Source organism: Hyunsoonleella rubra, from assembly GCF_042684665.1.
Lineage (GTDB): Bacteria > Bacteroidota > Bacteroidia > Flavobacteriales > Flavobacteriaceae > Jejuia > Jejuia rubra.
This window is the reverse complement of sequence record NZ_JBHULY010000026.1, coordinates 140,978-162,420: the sequence shown is the minus strand read 5'-3', so window position 1 is coordinate 162,420 and position 21,443 is coordinate 140,978. Positions and strand designations below refer to the sequence as shown.

Sequence of the window (21,443 nt, the reverse complement as noted above, 5' to 3'; positions counted from 1 at the left end):
TAATAGGCTTTTGTTTATAAAATTAGCATTATGATTACTAATCCTAGTATTATGAAAACTAAAAATCCTAAAACGTTAAGTTTAAATTCATATTTACTAAATTTTTGATCCCCAAAAACACCAGACATAAATATTAGCAATCCTAAAAATCCTGAAATCAGACCAGCGAAAGTATTGATTGTGTAAAAAGCTTTTGAGGTTGTTTCATTTTCCACGCTAAAAATCCACAAGCCATTTGTTAATAGGCCGAAAATTAGAATTAAGAAACTAATACAAAGAATAGATAAAAAAGTGTAATTCAGGATTCTTGCTAATTTCATAGATGTATTTTAAAGATTAGTGCCAACAAAAATATAGCTACAATCCCAAACAGTGGAACAACTCTTATATCACTTAACATTACAATAGTAATAATTTTCATAAGCAAGTTCCTGAAATCTTTTGAAGAAAGCAATCAACACCTTCGTTTTGGTATCCATACTTTGTCGAAGCTTGATGTACTTGGGCAAAAAAGTGTAAATTTTAGTGGGCAACCTCAATTATCAAAAGGTATAAACATATCTTTGCACAAAATTTTAAGTAATGAAAAGGCAACAAGTGGGCAAAGGCAAAGGGAAGCCGAGTGGACGAGGGCAAGGTAAAAGGGATTTTGGCAAAAATTCGAACAAAAATATATCTGCTAAAAAAACTTCGGTGGCTCCAAAAAAATCTGGAAACCCAGACGAAATCCGATTGAACAAATATGTGGCCAATGCTGGGGTATGTTCACGTCGTGAGGCGGATGTGCATATTGCTACGGGATTGGTTTCGGTAAATGGGAAAGTGGTGACTGAAATGGGTTATAAGGTAAAGCCGGGTGATGAGGTGCGTTACGATGGGGCACGGATTACCCCGGAGCAAAAAGCCTATGTACTCTTGAACAAACCCAAAGGTTTTGCCACAACCACAAGTGATGACAAAGGTAGAACCGTGATGGATTTGGTGGCCAATGCTACCAGCTCCAGAATTAAGCCCATTGGGCGATTGGGGCGCAACTCCAAAGGGTTATTGTTGTTTACCAATGACGATAAAGTGATGCAAAAATTCACCAATTCCAAAAACGGGATTGCCCGTTTGTTTCATATTGAATTGGACAAAAACCTGAAACTTGAGGATTTAAAAAAGATTCAAAACGGATTTAAATTGGACGGCAAACTTATCGAGGTTGAAGAAATCAGTTATATTGACGGGGCTCCAAAAAGGGAGGTGGGCCTAAAAATCAAGAATATCGGAAACACGATTATCCGTACTATTTTTGAACATTTCAATTACGATATTTTAAGCATAGATTGTGTGGCCATTGGCCATTTGACCAAAAAAGACCTTCCCCGAGGACATTGGAAGCATTTGACGACTCAGGAGTTGAATACGTTGCGGATGTTGTAGATTCCGAAACAATCCCGATAACTATCGGGATGGAATGACACAAGGTAGTCTTTAATTTAATGTTTTTTTAAGATTGGATAATCTTTATCTTGTCAAGATTAACATCGATAACACCCCAAATAGACTTATAATATTCTAAATCCGCGTTAGGGATTGAACGGCCTGTTTGAAATCCCCGACGCAGGAGGGATTGAGTAGTGAAAGCCCGACCCTGACCCATAGGCGTCAGGGTAACGCCCAAAAAATAATTTTCAAAATAATTGAAAATCGTTTGCCGTGTCAAAAAATAATCTACATTTGGGCCACTTTTAGCTGAACATATTGAAACCTGTTTCTATGTCCGGGCTTTTGAAAATTAGGGAGTTATATTCAAAAGCGGCTTATCGATTGAGCCACCGGATTTTAAAGCTTAATTCCGATTCTGTGACCCATGGTCCACAACATGCCCCTGTTTTTGTGCATACTGACCCAAACATATTTCGAACTTGGTGGCATTGAATTTTTGTTGGCTTTACACAAGCTTAACATTATATATAGTTTTAATTGTTTCAAAAATATGTTAAATTCACCATCTAAAGTATACCGCGAAACTATGGGATTGTTGTTGCGATTTCAATTTTTGTGTATCTTTTGGACATATAAAACTGAGACCAAATCAAAATTTAACCAACCATGAAACCAAAAAACGATAATTTAAAACGGGTTATTGTCGATTTTAAAAAACTGACCCCCGAGATATTGGCACTTCTTGTTGAAAAATATCCGGACGGTTATGATGATGACCATATTATTTCCTTCAGAAACCAGCATAACGAGATTATTGAGGCCGTGGAAGTAACCACTGCGGACACCAAATATTTGGTAAAAGTAAGTACCAAACTGGCCGTAACCATGGAGAACTATGACGAGGACGATTATGAGGATTATGAGAATGACGACCCCGAAGCCGTTCAAGATCCCGAAATTGCTGATGAAGATTCAGACGATAACGATTAACACATTTTTTTCACTATTATTATGAGAATCGCCGCTTTTAAGTATTACAAAAACGGTTATTACACGTTTTGGTTTGAAAACGGAGAGGAATTGGCTTTTGAAGAAGTACACCCTCGCGTTTTAAAACAATTCGACCTAAAAAACGACAAAAGTTTAAGGGACAAGGATTTCAAGATTACCTTTGTTGAGGATGGTGATGACCAGGACCCGATCTATCGCGTAGAGAGTTTAAAGCCCTTGTAGCCTCTTTACCATTTTATATAGATGGTAATGATTGGAAGTTCGTCTTTTTGTTATGGGCGAGTTTATCGAAAGTTGATGTGAAAACATCTTTTGTATAAGAATAAAACGTATATTTATTTGACCGCTACGGAAATTCCTTTTTGAACTTCTTGTAGTGGCATGTTTTTTGAAACGATAGATTTAAAGATATAAATTCATTACAATGAAAACAAAAACTAGAATACTTGCTTTGGGCAGTTTATTGTTAATTGCCTTTTCTTTTATGAGCTTTACTGCTGAGAAGTCTAAAGCCAATACTTCGGCACATATGTTGGAGCAGGAGGGTTTAATCGTTTATGCTACCTACGATGGGAAAGAAGATTACGGGTACAATTTTGTAACCACGGATAAAAACGGTGAAGAAAGAACCTTAACTTTTCAGAGCATAGCTGAGCCGGCGCTTAGCCTTTTTGACTTGAACGCCGATACCTTTGTTGGCACTAAATTTAAAGTGACCTTTACTAGGGATATTAAGGTAACCAAGGACGAAAACAATATGGATGACGAAGAGGAAATCAATACGATAACTAATTTAGAAAAGTTATAGGTTTTACCTGCTTTGAGCGTATAAAGAAATGGGCTTCTGAGAAGAAGCCTCTTTTTATGCCCACATTTAAAGCACGACTTTTAGGAGGTCGTAATATTCCTTGGTGATGTGCAGGCCGTTGTGTCCGGCATCCGTAATAAAATGAAGCGTAATGTCGGGTTTTAGCGCCAGTAGTTTTTTTGAATTGGTTTTTGGGTTAACCAAAAAATCGCGGGTACCATGAAATATATGAATAGGGCATTTTACTTGTTGCACAAATTTATAATTGGGAATATCGTACTTGATTAAAAATTCAGGAACCGGCGGTGCAATTTCCTCAGAAACCAAAGTTTTCCAAGAATAATACGGGGCATTTAAAATGAGCATTTTTGGTTTATTTCGGGAGGCCACATAGCTAGCCGCACCCGTGCCCAAGGAAAAGCCTAATACGGTGATATCATTTTCTTCGTAGCGCGTTTTGGTGAAGTCGTACACCTTTTGGGCGTCTGATAAAAATTCGTCACTATTACAATAACCTCCATCGCTTTTACCGTAGCCACGATAGTCCACAAACAAAATATCGTATTGGTTTTCAAGAAACAAATGGGCCCGCTTTCCCCATTCGTGAATGGCTCCGGCATTACCGTGGAAATATAAAATAACCCCTTTTGATGCCTCAGCTTTAAACAGGACGGCGTTTAGAAAAATATTGTCTTCTACCTCAATGTTAAGTTCCTCAAAAGGTTCTTTAAATTCAAACCTATAGTCCTTGCTTAATATTTTTGGATTGAAAAAGAAGCGTTCCTGCTTAAAATATAAAAACACCAGAGAGGCTAAATAAATTACGATGAGGGCAATGATAGTACGAACTAGGCGTCTGAGTATTTTTCTGAAATTAATTTTCAACAGGGTTTCTTTTAAAGAGTTCAAACAAAAATACGGCATAAACCACTACATATTCAATAGCTATCACCCAAAGATTTTCGGATTTATCGGCTTTATTCAAATTGAGATAAGCCAAATAGCTCAAAATAATTACAAAACTCCACACTAATGGAAACTTGTATTTTGTGAATACCGATAAGATTAAAAGCGTGGCGATGTACCAAGGGTGCACGGTAGTAGCTGTAAAATAGTATATTGAAAGTACCAGAAGCATTGCTGTAATCAACTCCGCCATAGTTTTATTTCTTCTGAAAAAAGTGAGAATAAGCGTCGCTACAATCACGACTATAGGAATGATTTTTCCAATGACGGCAATTTCGTTGTACCCTCTAAATGTATATCCAATCGTCCTAGCGATATAATACATACTGGCATTGAATTCAAAATTTTGAAACCAAAGAGCGACGGTTTCAGAATAATTATTGATGAATTCTCGAGAGTAGAAAGGAAGGAAGAGTAGGATTGTGGTACCTATTATTATGGCATAAAAAACTATTAATTGCGATATTCTTTTGATAACGTCATTGCGAGGAGTTTGCGACGAAGTAATCTCTTTTGTTGAAACAGATTGCTTCACTGTGTTCGCAATGACGTTGCGCTTCACAAACCACTGAAAAAACAACGGTAAGAAAATCAGCGGTACCAATTTTACCGAAATAGAAAGCGCCAAAACTACAGCACTCCATTGCCATTTTCCTATGTAAAGTAAATAAAGGCTCCATATTAAAAAGAAAATCATAACGCCTTCAAAGTGAAGATTTCCTGTAAGTTCAATAATAATAAACGGATTAAGGATATACCAAAAGATATTGTAAACAGGGATTTTTAATTTTTTCAATAGCCTTTTTCCAAAGTGGAGCGTGCCAAAATCAGCAACAATTATCAATAATCGCAATACGACTGCCGAACCAAGAATGCTCTTTCCTGCAAATATCCCGGCAATAATAAAACACAATTGGTTTATGGGTGGGTAGTTGGTAAAATGGCCTGCGTTTAGTGCGCCCATGCCCTCGCGGAGTTCTAGTGCCTGTGCCACGGGCAATTCCCCTTTGCTGATAAAAGATTCAACAGTAAATAAATAAGGATTGAAACCTTCGAGAATCATCCGCCCATCCCAAATAAAACGATAAAAATCTTGTGAGAGGTTGGGTATGGCCAAAATAAAAACGGCCCGAAACCCAAAGGCCAAATAAGTCAGTAATTTTATGTTGCGTTTTAAGTGCTTTATCAACTGGAAGAAGAGCAAAAATAGTCCGGCGTAGAGCGCAATGAGCTTTACGTATTCCGTTCGCTCTAAACCATAGGCAAAATTCCAGTAAAGTATGATGCTTCCAAGCACCGCTAATACTGGCGCCATATTTTTTTTAAAGAATGTCAGATTTAAAAGCACAGGTTAAATATAACGCTATTTGTTAGTTTGAGTAAACCACTTGACAGAACAAAATAAATCGAGTAACTTCGTTGGGCTTCATATTCCTATTAAATTCTGTGCTATGAAAAATTTTAAGTTATCCGTATGGTTTTTGTTTTTGACATTTTCGGCATTTGGCCAAGACCGACTTACAGGGCAATTATTCGCTACACGTTCTGAGGTTATTGCCCAAAATGGCATGGTGGCCACTAGTCACCCGCTAGCTACTCAAGTCGGGATTGATATTTTAAAAAAAGGTGGCAATGCCATTGACGCCGCTATTGGGGCCAATGCAGCCCTTGGCCTTATGGAGCCTACCGGTTGTGGTATTGGTGGCGATTTATTTGTGATTCTTTGGGATGCCAAAACCCAAAAACTTTACGGGCTAAATGCAAGTGGCCGGTCCCCGAAAAGTTTAACGCTTGAGTATTTTGAAGAAAAAGGGTTAACCAAAATTCCTTCAACTGGCCCACTTCCTGTTAGTGTGCCCGGTGCAGTAGATGGGTGGTTTGAGTTGCACAACAGGTTTGGGTCGCTTCCTATGAAAGTTATTTTGACTCCGGCCATTGGATATGCAGAAAGTGGGTTTCCTTTTACGGAGCTTATTGGGTTAAGTTTTAATCGTACTGTGCGCTATTTTAAAAATTCTGGGTTTCCCAATATTGAGGACACCTATATGAGTGATGGTAAGATTCCAAAAGAAGGTGAAATTTTTAAAAACCCTTATTTGGCTGATACTTATAAAAGGATAGCCAAGGGCGGCAGGGATGCTTTTTATAAAGGAGAAATTGCTAAGATCATAGCGGATTTTATAAAAGATCAAGGCGGCTTTTTGTCGAAGGAAGATTTGGCTAGCCATAAAAGTGAATGGGTAGATCCTGTATCCGTAAATTATCGAGGTTACGATGTTTGGGAGTTGCCTCCCAATGGACAGGGCATTGCGGCGCTTCAAATGTTGCAGATATTGGAAGGTTATGATTTTTCAAACATTGAATTTGGAAGTGCCGAGCACTTGCATTTGTTCACCGAGGCGAAAAAACTGGCTTTTGAGGATCGAGCGAAATATTATGCCGACATGGATTTTGCAAAAGTCCCTGTTTCCCAATTGATTTCTGATGATTATGCTGATGAACGGCGAAAACTAATTACTGAAAGGGCATCGAAATACGAGGCCGGCGAAATCAGTGCTGGTGAAACTATTTATCTTACTACCGCGGATAAAGAAGGCAATATGGTTTCTTTTATTCAAAGTAATTATCGGGGTATGGGTTCAGGAATGGTGCCTCCAAAATTAGGTTTTATGTTGCAGGATCGGGGTGAACTTTTTAATTTGAACCGGGGTCATTTTAACACTTACGAACCGGGGAAACGTCCATTCCATACCATCATACCTGCATTCGTCACCAGGGACGGTAAGCCTTTTTTAAGCTTTGGGGTGATGGGCGGCGATTTTCAGCCCCAAGGGCATACACAAATTATTATGAATATTATTGATTTTGGGATGAATGTGCAAGAGGCTGGTGATGCGCCCAGGTGGGACCATTCAGGAAGTTCAGAACCAACCGGTGAAACGGCAGAGGGCACGGGGACGATCCGTGTTGAATCTGGGATACCTTATGAGACCATTCGGGGATTGATGTGGAAACGACATAAGGTAGGTTTTGGATTGGGCGGATACGGCGGTTATCAGGCTATTATGTGGAACGATGAGCATAAGGTGTATCACGGCGCTTCGGAAAGCAGAAAGGATGGACAGGTTTCTGGGTATTAAACCTTTGAAGCCAGAGACTTAAAAAAGACATAGCCAAAACCAAAGAATAGCATTAGGTGGAAAGGGAACAGTCCAAAGTCACCACCTTGGTCACCCACAATGAAAGCGCTATACATTCCAAAGCCAAAATACAGCATCAAAAGACCTTCAAAAATTACATGTACGGATACATTCTTTTTAAGGTATTTGTTGTTCTTCCAGTTGTCTTTGTACTTTTTGATATTGAATTTTGGGGTGCGCACAAATTCGCTCTTTTTACCCCAGTGCCCTTCTAAAACCGCAATGGAATTATGCAACGAAAAGCCCATAGCTATGGAGAAAAATAGGAAAAATGTCCCAATGTAATTCATAAAATTTTTAATGCCAGTACCATAGATTTTTCTATACATCATCCAGTAGCAAATAAAGAAGATGATAGTACTAATCACGAAGAAACTCATTACATAAAAATAAGGTTTCAAATGAGTGTATTCGTTTTTGATATAAAGCATTGGGATACTTAGGATGGCCACTATTAGTATGTTCAAGAACATCGTACTATTAAGCAAATGCAACAGCCCATGTACTTTGGTTTTTGCGGATATGTTTTCATTCTTCAAAACTTTCCAAAGCATTTTTCTGAAGTTTTCTGCACCGCCCTTGTTCCATCGGAATTGCTGCGAGCGTGCTGCACTAATCACTATAGGCAATTCCGCAGGCGTTTCCACATCTTCCAAATACTTGAATTTCCACTTTTTCAATTGTGCCCTATAGCTCAGGTCCAAATCTTCAGTAAGCGTATCGCCCTGCCAATTACCGGCATCAATGATGCACTCCTTTCGCCAAATACCAGCCGTACCGTTAAAATTGATAAAATGCCCTTTTGAATTTCTACCGGTCTGTTCCAAAGTGAAATGGGCGTCCAGGGCAAAAGCCTGAATTTTGGTCAATAGTGAATAGTTACGATTGATGTGCCCCCAGCGGGTTTGTACCACCCCAATGGATTCATCTTTAAAATAAGGAACGGTACGTTTGATCCAATCTTCATTTGGTAAAAAATCGGAATCAAAAATAGCAATGAATTCACCTTTGGCAATTTCCAAACCTTCCTTTAGAGCACCTGCTTTAAAACCTTGTCTATTGGTTCTGGTGATATGTTTGATATCCAATCCAGTTTTTTGAAGTGTCGCGATATGTGCCGCCGTGCTTTCAACCGTTTCGTCTGTTGAATCGTCCAACACTTGGACTTCAAGCTTGTCCTGCGGGTAGTCTATTTTAGCAATATTGTCCAACAACCGTTCCATCACATACATTTCGTTGAAAACGGGAAGTTGAATGGTAACGAGCGGGACTTCATCGGGATTGGATAAATCGAATTTTGGACAATCCGTTTCCTTCTTTTTTGCAGTGAGATAGTTGAACAGTAAATTCAGTTGCGCCAGGGCATATAAAAATATCATCACTAGCGCGATGGTATAAATAACAATAATGACGGCTTCTACATACATTATTTAAAGCTGTATTTGAAAATCCAACTAAGTATTTTTATGCCAGCAAATATACTACCTTTTACGGTTCCTGAAACTTTTGAGTAACCAATTCGGTTTCGGTACTTTACAGGCACTTCGGTATATGATAATTTTTGCTTTAAGGCCTTGAGTTGCATTTCTACAGTCCAGCCATAGGTTTTGTCTTCCATTTTTAAACCGAGCAGTTTGTCATATTTGATGGCTCTAAATGGGCCTAAATCGGTGAACTTAGCACCAAAAAATAGTTTCATCAAAAATGTGGCCAGCCAATTTCCAAATATTTGAGGCCCGGTCATAGAACCCTTTTCACGTAGTCGTTTAACTCGGGCGCCAATTACAAAATCAATGTTATCATTTAGGATAGGCGCGACAATTTTGGTCAGTTCTTCGGGATAATCACTATAATCCCCATCTATAAAAACGATAATGTCCGGTTGTTCTGCTTTCTTGGCAACATAGTCCATACCTTTTAAACAGGCGTAGCCGTAGCCTCTTTGGGTTTCCCGTAACACCGTAGCACCCGCTTTTTCTGCATTAATTTCGGTAGTGTCGCTGGAGTTGTTGCTTACCACGATGATTTCATCTACAATATCGGGAATATCCGCAACTACATTCGCAATAGAATCTGCTTCATTATAGGCAGGTATGATAACGTTTATACTTTGGCTACGTACTTCGACAAGCTCAGTATGACACTCAGCACTGGTTTTGGTCATTTTAAATCGTTAAGATTATTGTCTCTTTTGAAAGATCGGAAATCCGTCCATTCCTTAAGTTGTTTTCCGTCCTTAAAACGTCGGGCGGACACTAATCTTTCGTTTTGATACATCAGGCAATAGCCGTTTTTGAGATTGTTCTTTAATTGACATTTATGTTTTAATTTTTCCATAGCGTCATAAAACAACCACCAATTATTTTTTTTACCATTCATGAAGTGGCCCTCGCTCTCCTTAGTGCCATTTTCGCGGTAAAAGTACCAATATTTTACAGGTTTACCATTTTTAAAATGCCCCTCTTTTTTTGTATTGCCGTTTGAATAGTAGAAGGTCCAATACTTGATTTTCAAATTATTTTCCATCCAGCCTTCAGATTTCAAAACCCCATTTTTATAGTAGTGCCTTTGATATCTTTTTTGTGCCGAAAGAGTTGAGGTAAGAAAAAGTAGACTGAATACTGCAACTAAAAATCGCATATTACTTTTGATTAACCAATTCCATTAAATCGACATCATTCCCCAACAAAATTTCGTTTGGATTGATACGTCCTTTCATGCTATCGTTTTCAAGTTTTAATACGCCACGCGGGCAAACTGCCGAGCAAATCCCGCAGCCCACACAGCTGGAGCGCACAATATTTTCGCCCTTTTGAGCATAGGCGCGAACATCGATACCCATTTCGCAATACGTTGAGCAATTTCCACAGGAAATACACTGTCCGCCATTGGTCGTAATTCTAAACTTGGAAAATAAACGTTGCTGAAACCCGAGAATGGCCGCCATTGGGCAACCAAATCTGCACCAAGCTCTACTCCCTAAAATGGGATAAAAACCAGTACCTATTACCCCTGAAAATAAGGAACCAATATAAAGGCCATATGCAGAGCGTAACGTACCTCCTTTAATGAAAAATAAATGGTCTGTGGTACTTGTAAAATGCATGATAAGTAAGAGTGCAATGGTTACGAAAAAGCCAATGGCACCCATTTTGGCATCTTTGCCCAATTCTTTTCTTTTGAAGACCATTACACCAACAAAAATCAAAGTTAAAAATGCAATAACAAGGCTGATAAAAACCCCTCGGGTCAACCAGAAGTCATTACTACTGTAGCCGAGATAAGTATACACCATCGCGGTGGTCATAACAACGGAAAACACCAGTACGGTATGAATGAGCCAACGCTCCAATCGCCACGCGGAAAGTTTTTTTGAGGATAACTGTCGAAACGAATCACCTGCAGTTTCGGCTAATCCACCACAACCACAAACCCAGGAGCAGTACCAACGTTTTCCAAATTTATAAGTTAAAATTGGAGTGATGACGAATATGGAAATGATGCCAAAAAGCAGCAATGCTAAACCAATAGTTCCGTTGGACAGAAATGCCTTTACGGACCACTCATCAAAAATATAGTAGTTGAGTGGCCAGATACTTTTTAAATCGTAATACGGCAAATCGCTGTTCATCACATACATAAATTCCGGAATCAAAAAGGCAAAGCCCAATTGAAAAAACATCACCGAAACCGTACGTAACTGCTGGTAACGATTGTGTCGATATTTCAAAATAAATTTATAACCGAAGGCCAAAATGGCAATGGTGTAGAGCGTACCGTACACAAACCATTGGCTGGCAGGTCGTCCACTTAATAGTTTGCTTAAAGGGTCAAAAAGGCTTATTAAACCTGTGTTTTCCGCTCCGTCGGTTCCAAGCCCCAAGTACTTCGGGAAGAAATAAAGTATAATGTAAAACGCAGTAAGGATTACACCAACAATCCAGCCCCAAACCCCTCTGGATGAAATAGATTTAAGCCAAACCCCATCGTTTTTGATACCCTCCAATTTTTTTAGGTAGGCTTCTCTGGAATACAAAATAGTACCTCCAGTGATGAGTCCTAAAGCTAGGCTTAAAAACAACCCTTGATTAGGAAAGTCAACATTGAAAAGCGCCAACGCCAAAATGAAAAGCCCAATAATTCCTAATGCCAAGGCTACTTTTTGGGTGTTTGTAATATCAAGGGCATCCGGTGTTGCCAAAGACATGCTATGGTTTATTTTGTTGCTCATGATTATACGATTTGTAAAGTTTTAGAGAATGCCGAAAGGATTTCGGTTTCGTAACGGCTATAAAATTCTGGGTCAAAATTGGCTTGGGATAAATGATTCATAACATAATCGACATCACGTTTTTCCGTAAGCCATCTATCAAAAACCTCATGGCGCATTCGGATGCCAAAGGTGTTAATGCCTAAAAATTGATTGGTGTTTTTATGATATGCAACAGTAATGCATTTTGTATCATCTTTGTGTATCCAATGGAAATGAGTTTCATAATCTCGCTTATTGCGCTCGCTAAACACCCATCCGTAAGTCTGGTATTCAATATCCAAAAATTTGGCAGAGTTAAACCAATGCCCAGGCTTATATTCAATACGATTGCCACAAATGGTTTGGGCTACCGTTTCGCCCATCATGCGCCCCGTGTACCAAACCGCTTCGATAGGGCGACGTTGGCCAATGGCCTCATGCTGTTCTGCACAATCCCCAATGGCATAAATATCTTTTATGTTGGTCTCCAAAAAGCGATTCACTTTTATACCTCTTCCAGTTTCGATTGGGGAATCCTTGAGAAAATTAATATTCGGGGAAACCCCAGCAGTCAATCCAACCACATCGCATGAGATTTCCTCGCCGGTTTCCTCAATCACTACAGATTTTACCTTTCCATTTTCATCAGCTTTAATCTCTTTTAAATTAGAAGATAATCGCAAATCGATGTGGTGGTTTTTAATATGTCGGTTAATCATTTCACTTTCACCTTCAGGCAAAACACCATTCCAAAAGCTACTTTCTCTAACTAAAAAAGTAACGGGGATACTTCTAGAATTGAGCATTTCAGCCAATTCGATGCCAATCAGTCCGCCACCCACAATAACGGCACGTTTACAAACTTTGTTATTGGGCGCATACTTTTCAAGATTTTCTAAATCCTGTTTGTGGTACATGCCCATTACGCCATCCAAATCCTGTCCCGGCCAACCAAATTTATTGGGTTTGCTTCCGGTAGCAATAATCAATTTATCGTATTGAAGTGTATCACCTTCAGCAAAAACCAAGGTTTTTTTATCGGTTTCAATCTCCTTTACATAGCCTTTTTTAAGGTTGATTCGGTTTTTCTCCCAAAACCAATTTTCGTAAGGTTGGGTATGTTCAAATTTCATGTGTCCCATATACACATACATCAGTGCGGTTCGCGAAAAGAAATAATCAGTTTCTGCGGAAACAATGGTAATTTTTTTATCGGATAACTTTCGAATGTGCCTTGCGGCAGTCACTCCCGAAATTCCGTTTCCTATGATAACAATGTGATCCATAATTTTGTGGTTGCTGTGACATTAGGTCGCACCTAAAGATAAGAACTTAAATGCAAGCCCCTAATTTAGAACAAGTTTAAATTGACCTATTTTTGTAAGGAGTTTTACAGTTTTAAGACGCTAAAAATTTCTTATTTTTTTTGAAAGTTTCTTAAAATACGTCAGACTTAGGTTTCAGAAAATTAAAATTCAAATCGATAAAAATGAAAAAATATATAGCTATAATAGTCATCTTCACAGTTAGTTTTTCAGCTACCGCACAGGACTTAAAAACATTTTTTAATAAGGCAGATGCTTTTTTTAAAGCCAATGTAGCAAACGGAAGCGTAGCTTATGATAATATCCATAAAGACCCTTCACAGTTGAATGAAGTTTTAAAAATTGCAGAGGGTATTTCTGTTTCAAAAGACAATGCCAAAAACTATCAAGCCTTTTGGATTAACGCTTATAATTTATCTGTAATTAAGGGGCTGATCGATAAATACCCTACTAAATCACCATTGGATAATGCTGGATTTTTTGATAAAACGAAACACAGTGTTGGAGGAAAAAACATCACCCTAAACGACATAGAACATAAATTGCTAAGAGGTAATTTTGCGGAGCCAAGGTTTCATTTTGTGTTGGTTTGCGGTGCCGTTGGGTGCCCACCTTTAATTAACAAGGCTTACATGCCCGACACTTTGGATACTCAATTGGAAACCCAAACAAAAAAAGCCATTAATGGAGATTTTATCAGAGTGAATTCCAAAAAAAATCGGGTACAAGTTTCCCAAATAATGGAATGGTATAAAGAGGATTTCAAAACAAAAGATACGGACGAAATCGATTTTATCAATCAATATAGAACCGAAAAACTGGAAGGCAAATGGAAGCTGAGTTACTTCCCCTACAACTGGACAATTAATAAACAATAGATAGCTGACAGGTCTGAGAAAAACCAATAAACCAAAAATTAAAACAATGAAAAAGATAATAGCATTATTAATATTAATAACAATTTCGTTTAACGGATATTCCCAGGAAGATGACCAAGAAGAAAAGCGTAGCGTCATTCAAACCTATACCCCGTCTATCCTATTAAAAAAGGGGCAATGGGATATCAAATGGTTTAACAATTTATATACCGAAACCAAGAATTTGTTTGGTGGGCCAAATGGGGATGAAAAGCAAGATATCGCAAGAAATACATTTTTTACTTCAACTGTAGACATTTTTACAGGGGTTTCTGAAAGCAGAAAATTCAACCTTGGCCTTATTTTAGAATTTCGTTCAAATGTTATAGCAGGAAGAAATGCCTTAGATGTATTGAAATTTGATGGCGAAAGAGGAACTGCCCGCTCGGGGTTTACTTCTATTGCGCCTGCGATTAAGTTCAATCCTCTAAAAAACGTTGGCAACTTTACCATTCAAACCGCTTTTCATATTCCTTTGGTAGATAATGAGGTTGAAGATTTTTTGCCAATAAACGACGGAAATGGTGTGTTTCTAGACCAAAAAGGGTTCATTTTCCAAAATAGATTCTTTTATGATTACAGTTTTGCAGGTGGCGATTGGCAGTTGTTTTCTGAGCTGAATACAGAATATAATTTCGGTAAAAAAGTTGGGCGAGACACCAATGGATTTCAAACGGAAGGGAGCTTTGCCAACAACAGTTTTCGATTGACACCAGGAGTCTTTTTGAGTTATTTCCCAAGTTCAAAGTTCACTATTTTGGTTTTGGTACAACATTCCCAGCTTATCGCTATTAACAATGAAAATGATTTTTCTCAGGATTTCACGGCTCTTGGTGGTGGGCTAAAATATCAATTAACGGATGTGCTTAATGTTGAAACGTTGTATACCAACTTTGTAAGAGGTACGGGTACAGGTCTTGGCCAAACCTTCAACATCGGTATAAGGGCGTTGTTTTAAATAATAAGACTTAAAAATAGTAACTTAGGAGTTTTTATATTGCTTTTCAAATGCGATTATTTAAACTCCTTTTTTTCATTTTATGTGTCAGCCTGCAAGCTTGTGTAGCGCAAAGCGACAAAATTAATGGAGTAAGTTTTGTGGCGGCCAATGCCGAGGTGTATGAGACACATGTTAAACCCATAATCGATGTTAAGGCAAATTATGCGGCCATTATGCCTTTTGGGTTTATTCGGGATTTGAAACACCCGAATATTGTTTACAATACCCACAGGCAATGGTTTGGAGAGACAGCAGAGGGAGCTCGGCAATATGTGGGTGAATTGAGAAAAAAGAATATTAAAATCATGCTGAAACCTCAGATTTGGGTGTGGCATGGGGAATTCACTGGATTTATCGAAATGAACAATGAAGCCGATTGGACCACTTTGGAAGCGTCGTATTCAAAATTCATTTTAGAGTATGCCCAGTTAGCGGAGGAGTTAAAAGTTGAAATATTTTGTATCGGTACCGAACTGGAGCGATTTATTAAACACAGACCAGAGTATTGGCATCAGCTGGTTTTGGAAATAAGAAAAATGTACAAGGGAAAGTTAACGTATGCGGCCAATTGGGATGAATTTAAACGCACACCGTTTTGGGGTGCTATGGATTTTATTGGGATTGACGCCTATTTCCACGTAAGTGCTAATAAGACGCCAACAGTGGAGGAATGTTTGCAGGGATGGAACCCCCACGTAGAGGTCATTAAAAAGTTGTCGTCAGAAGTTGGTAGGCCTATTTTATTTACCGAATTTGGATACAGAAGTGTGGATTTTACTGGTAGAGAGCCCTGGAAAAGTGATAGAAATATGGGGGCTGTAAATTTAGAGGCTCAGGCCAATGCCACTAAGGCCCTGTTTAAAACCTTTTGGAAAGAAGACTGGTTTTCAGGTGGTTTTGTTTGGAAATGGTTTATTAATCATGCCAATTCAGGTGGGGCAAATGATACACGGTTTACTCCTCAAAACAAACCGACGGAAGCCGTTATAAAGTACTATTTTAAGTCAAGCTGATGAGAAGTTTAATTATATTATTATTTCTTAGTTTTTTAATGTCGTGCGTGTCCGATGATTCGGAATCCATCCTGTTTAATAACGAACATATTTTATCCGAATTCATTAGCGATAAAACCTTTATCCAAAATGAAGTCATCGCCTGCTCCGCAAGTGATAGCGAGGCGCCCGATTTGATTAATGTGTATTTCTATCCCGAAATGGGGTCAGCAGATTTTAGGCTTTACGAATCCTTTTCTGAGGATGGGAAAGATTTTTCCAAATATCAATTGGTGAATTTGAATTCGGAACCATTATTTCAAGGGGCGATGCAAATATTTAAAGTCCGCTCCCAGAGTAAATGGTTTGTCGTAACTTTTGAATTGGATGACACTATTGAAATTTCTACACCCATTCGCTCAAAGGTGTTTTCGCAGCCAACCATTTGGAGTGATGTTGTAGCCATTAATCAGGAAGAGTCACTGATGCCCGAATTTTCTTGGGACATTAATTCCGTCGAAAACAATGCCATTTTCTTCCAAGTTGTGGCGACTGAAGACCTTCAATTTCTATCCGGAACCTATACCCAAGAAAATAAATTCCAATATTATAATTTAAATAACGTAGTTTTGAATGTTACCCAAGGTACCCCACCAAATCTTGAAAAAGGTGAAACTTATGTATTTACATTGATGGACGTCAGTTTGGATAATTGGGTAAACGAGGTGATTATGACCCCATTTGTGGCCGAATGATGAACAAAACCCTGTTTTTTGGTTTTCTTTTAGGTGTTTCTTTCTGTTTGAAGGCTCAAAACGCTCTTGTTGCCGATGTAAAGGTGCAGGGCAACGAAAAATTGAAGACGTCTTTTATAAAAAAAGTCGCTTCCATAAAAGCTGGTGACGTATTGGATTCCCTTCGGATTGACGCCGATATAAAACTTTTAAAGCGACTGCCTTCCATATCCCATGCGTCGTATCAAGTATTTCTAGCTGAAGATGGCAAATACAACGTGTTTTATAACATCGAGGAAAATTTCACCTTGATTCCTTCGGTCAATTTTTATACCACGGATAATGATGAATTTGCTTATCGCATTGGGCTTTACGAATTCAATACCTTTGGTCGAAATATCATTTTTGGAGGTTTTTACCAGAAGGATGTTTACGATTCTTACGCCATAAATTTTAGGGCACCATTTTTGTTTTCGAGGCATTTTGGACTCGCTGTGAATTATCAAGATTTGACCACTCTGGAACCTGTGTTTTTTGATGACAGAACCGAAGACGATCAATATAAATACAATAATGAGAGTTATGAAATTTTAGGACTGTATCGCTTAAATTTCAATAATCGTTTTGAGTTGGGTGTGAATTATTTTACTGAGGATTACCAATTTAGAGGAGATAATGTGAATAACAGGCCCGAATTGAAGGTGCATAAATGGCTCTTAAAAGGCATTTACGAGTTCAATAACCTCGATTATTTTTACCAGTACGTTGACGGGTTTCGAAGTATTTTAAACCTCCAATACGTTACCTCTCAGGATGCTATGTTGCCAGATTTTTTTATCGGATGGAATGATTTTTTCTATTTTAAAAGAATTGGGGAAAGGGGCAATTGGGCCAATAGACTACGAATGGGGCTATCTTCAAATGACGAAACGCCTTTTGCGCCATTTTCTGTTGATAATAATTTGAATGTTAGGGGCGTTGGGAACACCATCGATAGGGGTACCGGGGTCGTCGTACTGAATACCGAATATCGACATACCCTGTATGAGAAAAACTGGTTTGTACTTCAGGGCAATGTTTTTGTGGATGCCGGTTCATGGCGCAATCCCGGGGGTGATTTTGGTGATTTTAGTAAGGCCGATAACGTTAAGGTATATCCAGGATTGGGCCTGCGTTTTATTCATAAAAAAATATACAACGCCATATTCCGGATAGATTATGGCTATGGTATCAGCGAAAATGCTACCAAAGGTTTAGTGTTTGGTATTGGTCAATATTTTTAAAACAAACTATTCCAAAACGATCACCAAATCATCAGAATTTACCATAATACCAGTTTTTAAAACAATCTTTTTAACCGTGGCATCTGTTGTGGCCGTAATTGTGGTTTCCATTTTCATAGCTTCGATGATAAACAAAGGCTGGTTTTTTACAACTTTTTCACCGCGTTTTACCAGAATAGTGGATAGCATCCCTTGCAGAGGAGCCCCAATTTGATGCTCGTCGTCCTTATTGACTTTTACATTTTCAACTTTATCTATCTTGATTGAAGTGTCCTTAATTTGTACACTCCTGCCTTGTCCATTCACTTTAAAATAAACCGTAACCATACCGTCATCATTAGGTTTGCCAATGGAGTCCAGGGTTACCAACAAGGTCTTTCCTTTATCTAAATGGACAATAATTTCCTCGCCTATGTCCATGCCGTAAAAGAAATTTTTGGTGGGCAGGTTCATAAGATTGTCATATTTTAAATGCTTATTGTAAGCATCCGTAAACACCTTCGGATAAAGCTGATAGGATAAGAAATCCGTAAAGTCTATATTTCTACTTAAATCGTGTTCAAATATTTTTTTGAAGGCTTGATATTCCTTTTCAATATCTACAGGGGGTATGTGTGCATTGGGTCTATCAGTATAAGGTTTCTGATCCTTCAGCACCAGTTTTTGAAGCTTTTTAGGGAATCCGCCTACTGGCTGTCCTAATTCGCCTTTAAACAGATCCACTACCGATTGCGGAAATGAAATGCTGTCGCCACGCTCGATGACATCTTGAATAGATAAATTATTACTTACTAAATACTGGGCCATATCACCAACCACTTTAGAGCTGGGGGTAACCTTGATTATATCGCCAAAAAGTTTGTTTACCTCTCCGTACATTTTGGTGATTTCATGAAAACGGGCCTCCAGTCCTAAACCTTGTGCCTGCGGTTTCAAATTCGAATATTGGCCCCCTGGGATTTCGTGCTTGTAAACCTCTCCGGACCCTGCTTTTAATCCAGACTCAAAAGGATAGTAATATTCTCTGACCACCTCCCAATAATTAGAGTATTCGTTAAGGGAATCTATGTTTATGTCGCTTGCCCTTTCGTGGAATTTCATCATCTCTACCAGCGAATTAAAATTGGGTTGAGATGTTAAACCGGATAAACCGCCAAGGGCTACATCTACTACGTCAACACCAGCTTCAATAGCTTTTAAGTATGTTGCCGCCTGAATGGACGAAGTGTCATGCGTATGAAGGTGGATGGGGATTTTTAATTCGGATTTTAATGCTGAAATAAGCTCGTAAGCGGCATAGGGCTTTAATAGGCCTGCCATATCTTTTACACCTAAAATATGGGCACCTGCACCTTCGATTTCTTTGGCAAGATTTACATAATAGTTTAAGTTGTATTTTTTGTTTTCAGGATTGAGGATATCATTAGTGTAGCAAATGGAACCCTCGGCCAAACCTTTCGTGCGTGTTCTCACATGTTCTATACAAGGGCCTAAGGATTTCATCCAGTTGAGCGAATCGAAAATCCTGAAAACATCAACACCGTTTTCCCAGGATTTTTCTACGAATTCACCTATAATATTATCTGAGTATGCCTTGTAGCCAACACCGTTGGAGCCTCTTATGAGCATCTGTAGCAGTAGATTGGGCATAGCTTTGCGCAGCAATCGCAGTCTTTCCCATGGATTCTCTTGAAGAAAGCGCAGGCAAACATCAAATGTAGCACCGCCCCAAACTTCCATACTGAAAATATCCGGGTGATTTTTGGCATAGCCTTCAGCTACTTTCAGCATGTCGAAGGTACGCATTCTTGTAGCCAATAAACTCTGGTGGGCATCGCGCATAGTGGTATCTGTAAAATGAATTTTCTTTTCATTTAATAACCATTGTGCAAACTTATCGGGTCCCATTTTGTTCAATAAGTCTTTGGTGCCTTCCGGGTATTGGGCATTGGTATCAAATTTGGGTATATTGGGTCTGACGAACGTTTTGTTAGGGTCCTTCTTTTTAACGTCAGGATTGCCGTTAACAATAACATCGCCTAAATACGTAATCAGTTTTGTTGCTCTGTTTCTTGGTGCTTTAAAGACGAATAAATCCGGGTTTGATTTTATAAAATTAACCGTTACCAAGCCTTGTCTAAAGGTGCTGTGCTTCAGAATATTGTCAAGAAAGGGCATGTTTGTTTTTACACCTCGGATCCTGAATTCGGCTAATGCGCGACGAATTTTTCTGCTGGCGCCATCAAGTGTCCGGCCATGCGCGGTAACTTTTACCAGCATAGAATCGAAAAAGGGCGATATTTTCGCGCCCTGATAAATACTTCCAGCATCTAATCGAATACCAAACCCCGATGCGCTTCTGTAGGCAGAAACTGTTCCATAGTCGGGTTTAAAATCGTTTTGGGGGTCTTCTGTAGTTACACGACATTGAAGGGCAAATCCATTAATTTTTAAAGATTCTTGGTTTGGTATTTTTATTTGCTCATCTGATAGTTTGTAGCCCCCGGCAATAAATAGTTGCGTTTTTATCAAATCAATGTTGGTAATAACTTCTGTGACAGTATGCTCTACCTGTACCCTTGGGTTGACTTCAATGAAGTATATGTCATCATCCTCTACCAAAAACTCTACAGTTCCAATGTTGTTGTAGTTTACTGCTTTGCAAATTTTTATGGCATAGTCGTACAATGCTTGTTTGGTTTCGTCCTTCAAACCATAGGAGGGTGCAAACTCAATCACTTTTTGGTATCGCCTTTGTACGGAACAATCCCGTTCAAATAGATGCACCATGTTTCCATGACTGTCTGCAACTATCTGTATTTCAATGTGCTTTGGGTTTTCAACAAATTTTTCTAAAAACACAGTATCGTCGCCAAAGGCATTCAATGCCTCTCGTTTACTCTCATTATAAGCCTTTCTCAGTTCTTCTTCTTCCCTGATGACCCGCATCCCACGACCGCCACCACCAGACGACGCTTTTAACATGATAGGATAACCAATTTTTTCTGCTTCAGAAATGGCAACCTCTATATTTTTTAAAGGTTTTTCGTTGCTCCTAATGATCGGAATATTATTATCAACAGCAACTTGTTTTGCCATGATTTTATCGCCCAAAGCCTTTAGAACAGATACATTTGGGCCAATAAAAATAATGCCGTTGTCTTTACAAGCTTTTGCGAAATCAGCATTTTCGGATAAAAATCCATATCCAGGATGAATGGCATCTGCACCGTTGTCAAGAGCGATTTTTATTATGGCATTTATATCCAAATAAGGTTTTAGAGGTTCATTGTCTTCACCGATTTGGTAGGATTCGTCCGATTTGTACCTGTGCAGGGAATATCGGTCTTCATAAGTGTAAATACCAATAGTTCTTAAATTGATTTCTGTGCAGGCCCTAAAAATTCTAATAGCGATTTCCCCACGATTGGCAACGAGTACTTTTTTGATTTCCAATGAATTATTGATTTTGGTGGTTTAGTTATTTGCAACTAAATATACTTAAAGTCTGCAGAATAATGGAA

At 38.7% G+C, this 21,443-nt stretch carries 19 protein-coding genes; 10 read left to right on the top strand and 9 right to left on the bottom strand.

The genetic code is table 11. From position 1 onward, the window contains the following. Positions 1-14: 14 nt before the first annotated feature. Positions 15-320 (bottom strand): hypothetical protein, encoded by a 306-nt coding sequence (locus ACFSR8_RS12195; RefSeq protein WP_380292412.1) that lies wholly within the window; start codon positions 318-320, stop codon positions 15-17. A gap of 262 nt (positions 321-582) precedes the next feature. Between ACFSR8_RS12195 and ACFSR8_RS12190 the strand changes: the two genes are divergently transcribed. From ACFSR8_RS12190 to ACFSR8_RS12175, 4 genes are all read left to right on the top strand, one after another. Next, positions 583-1,425 (top strand): pseudouridine synthase, encoded by an 843-nt coding sequence (locus ACFSR8_RS12190; RefSeq protein WP_380292410.1) that lies wholly within the window; start codon positions 583-585, stop codon positions 1,423-1,425. A 672-nt stretch (positions 1,426-2,097) separates the two neighbouring features. Next, positions 2,098-2,421 carry a hypothetical protein gene (locus ACFSR8_RS12185; protein WP_380292408.1) on the top strand — a complete coding sequence of 108 codons (324 nt, stop codon included), beginning with the start codon at positions 2,098-2,100 and terminating at the stop codon, positions 2,419-2,421. Positions 2,422-2,442: 21 nt separating this feature from the next. Then, on the top strand, positions 2,443-2,664 hold the full coding sequence (locus ACFSR8_RS12180; RefSeq protein ID WP_380292406.1) for a hypothetical protein: 222 nt from the start codon (positions 2,443-2,445) through the stop codon (positions 2,662-2,664). 202 nt (positions 2,665-2,866) lie between these two features. After that, positions 2,867-3,250 carry a hypothetical protein gene (locus ACFSR8_RS12175; RefSeq protein WP_380292404.1) on the top strand — a complete coding sequence of 128 codons (384 nt, stop codon included), beginning with the start codon at positions 2,867-2,869 and terminating at the stop codon, positions 3,248-3,250. A 66-nt stretch (positions 3,251-3,316) separates the two neighbouring features. Here the strand turns inward: ACFSR8_RS12175 and ACFSR8_RS12170 are convergent, their stop codons facing one another. Then, positions 3,317-4,135 carry an alpha/beta hydrolase gene (locus ACFSR8_RS12170; RefSeq protein ID WP_380292402.1) on the bottom strand — a complete coding sequence of 273 codons (819 nt, stop codon included), beginning with the start codon at positions 4,133-4,135 and terminating at the stop codon, positions 3,317-3,319. Beyond that, complete coding sequence (locus tag ACFSR8_RS12165) at positions 4,125-5,531, bottom strand: mannosyltransferase (protein WP_380292400.1); 1,407 nt, start codon at positions 5,529-5,531, stop codon at positions 4,125-4,127. Before ACFSR8_RS12165 ends, ACFSR8_RS12170 begins: the two co-directional genes overlap by 11 nt. A 136-nt stretch (positions 5,532-5,667) precedes the next feature. On the opposite strand from ACFSR8_RS12165, the gene ggt reads away from it, so the two are divergent. Beyond that, entirely contained in the window at positions 5,668-7,356 is a 1,689-nt protein-coding gene (gene ggt, locus ACFSR8_RS12160) for a gamma-glutamyltransferase (RefSeq protein ID WP_380292398.1), read from the top strand. Here ggt and ACFSR8_RS12155 read toward each other — a convergent pair. Genes ACFSR8_RS12155 through ACFSR8_RS12135 form a run of 5 tightly spaced genes read right to left on the bottom strand, consistent with a single transcriptional unit; the run spans position 7,353 to position 12,954 of the window. Then, positions 7,353-8,843 (bottom strand): cellulose synthase family protein, encoded by a 1,491-nt coding sequence (locus ACFSR8_RS12155; protein WP_380292396.1) that lies wholly within the window; start codon positions 8,841-8,843, stop codon positions 7,353-7,355. The two genes, ggt and ACFSR8_RS12155, sit on opposite strands and share 4 nt — an antisense overlap. Beyond that, positions 8,843-9,580, bottom strand: a complete 738-nt coding sequence (locus ACFSR8_RS12150; RefSeq protein ID WP_380292394.1) for a glycosyltransferase family 2 protein — start codon at positions 9,578-9,580, stop codon at positions 8,843-8,845. Before ACFSR8_RS12150 ends, ACFSR8_RS12155 begins: the two co-directional genes overlap by 1 nt. After that, positions 9,577-10,056 carry a toxin-antitoxin system YwqK family antitoxin gene (locus ACFSR8_RS12145; protein ID WP_380292392.1) on the bottom strand — a complete coding sequence of 160 codons (480 nt, stop codon included), beginning with the start codon at positions 10,054-10,056 and terminating at the stop codon, positions 9,577-9,579. The genes ACFSR8_RS12150 and ACFSR8_RS12145 overlap by 4 nt, the downstream gene beginning before the upstream one ends. A 1-nt stretch (position 10,057) precedes the next feature. Further along, positions 10,058-11,647: a 4Fe-4S binding protein gene (locus ACFSR8_RS12140; protein WP_380292390.1), complete on the bottom strand. Its 1,590-nt coding sequence runs from the start codon at positions 11,645-11,647 to the stop codon at positions 10,058-10,060. A 2-nt stretch (positions 11,648-11,649) separates the two neighbouring features. Beyond that, entirely contained in the window at positions 11,650-12,954 is a 1,305-nt protein-coding gene (locus tag ACFSR8_RS12135; protein ID WP_380292388.1) for an NAD(P)/FAD-dependent oxidoreductase, read from the bottom strand. Positions 12,955-13,157: 203 nt separating this feature from the next. Here ACFSR8_RS12135 and ACFSR8_RS12130 point away from each other — a divergent pair, with 203 nt between their 5' ends. From ACFSR8_RS12130 to ACFSR8_RS12110, 5 genes are read left to right on the top strand one after another with little or no spacing between them, the layout of a single operon-like run. Then, positions 13,158-13,871, top strand: a complete 714-nt coding sequence (locus ACFSR8_RS12130) for a DUF547 domain-containing protein (RefSeq protein ID WP_380292386.1) — start codon at positions 13,158-13,160, stop codon at positions 13,869-13,871. A 46-nt stretch (positions 13,872-13,917) separates the two neighbouring features. Beyond that, complete coding sequence (locus ACFSR8_RS12125; protein WP_380292384.1) at positions 13,918-14,868, top strand: hypothetical protein; 951 nt, start codon at positions 13,918-13,920, stop codon at positions 14,866-14,868. Between the two features lie 50 nt (positions 14,869-14,918). Next, positions 14,919-15,923 (top strand): glycoside hydrolase family 113, encoded by a 1,005-nt coding sequence (locus ACFSR8_RS12120; protein ID WP_380292382.1) that lies wholly within the window; start codon positions 14,919-14,921, stop codon positions 15,921-15,923. Continuing rightward, on the top strand, positions 15,923-16,657 hold the full coding sequence (locus tag ACFSR8_RS12115) for a hypothetical protein (protein ID WP_380292380.1): 735 nt from the start codon (positions 15,923-15,925) through the stop codon (positions 16,655-16,657). Before ACFSR8_RS12120 ends, ACFSR8_RS12115 begins: the two co-directional genes overlap by 1 nt. Continuing rightward, positions 16,657-17,919 (top strand): POTRA domain-containing protein, encoded by a 1,263-nt coding sequence (locus ACFSR8_RS12110; protein ID WP_380292480.1) that lies wholly within the window; start codon positions 16,657-16,659, stop codon positions 17,917-17,919. The genes ACFSR8_RS12115 and ACFSR8_RS12110 overlap by 1 nt, the downstream gene beginning before the upstream one ends. Before the next feature lie 6 nt (positions 17,920-17,925). Here the strand turns inward: ACFSR8_RS12110 and ACFSR8_RS12105 are convergent, their stop codons facing one another. Further along, positions 17,926-21,375, bottom strand: a complete 3,450-nt coding sequence (locus ACFSR8_RS12105; protein WP_380292378.1) for a pyruvate carboxylase — start codon at positions 21,373-21,375, stop codon at positions 17,926-17,928. Between the last annotated feature and the right edge of the window lie 68 nt (positions 21,376-21,443).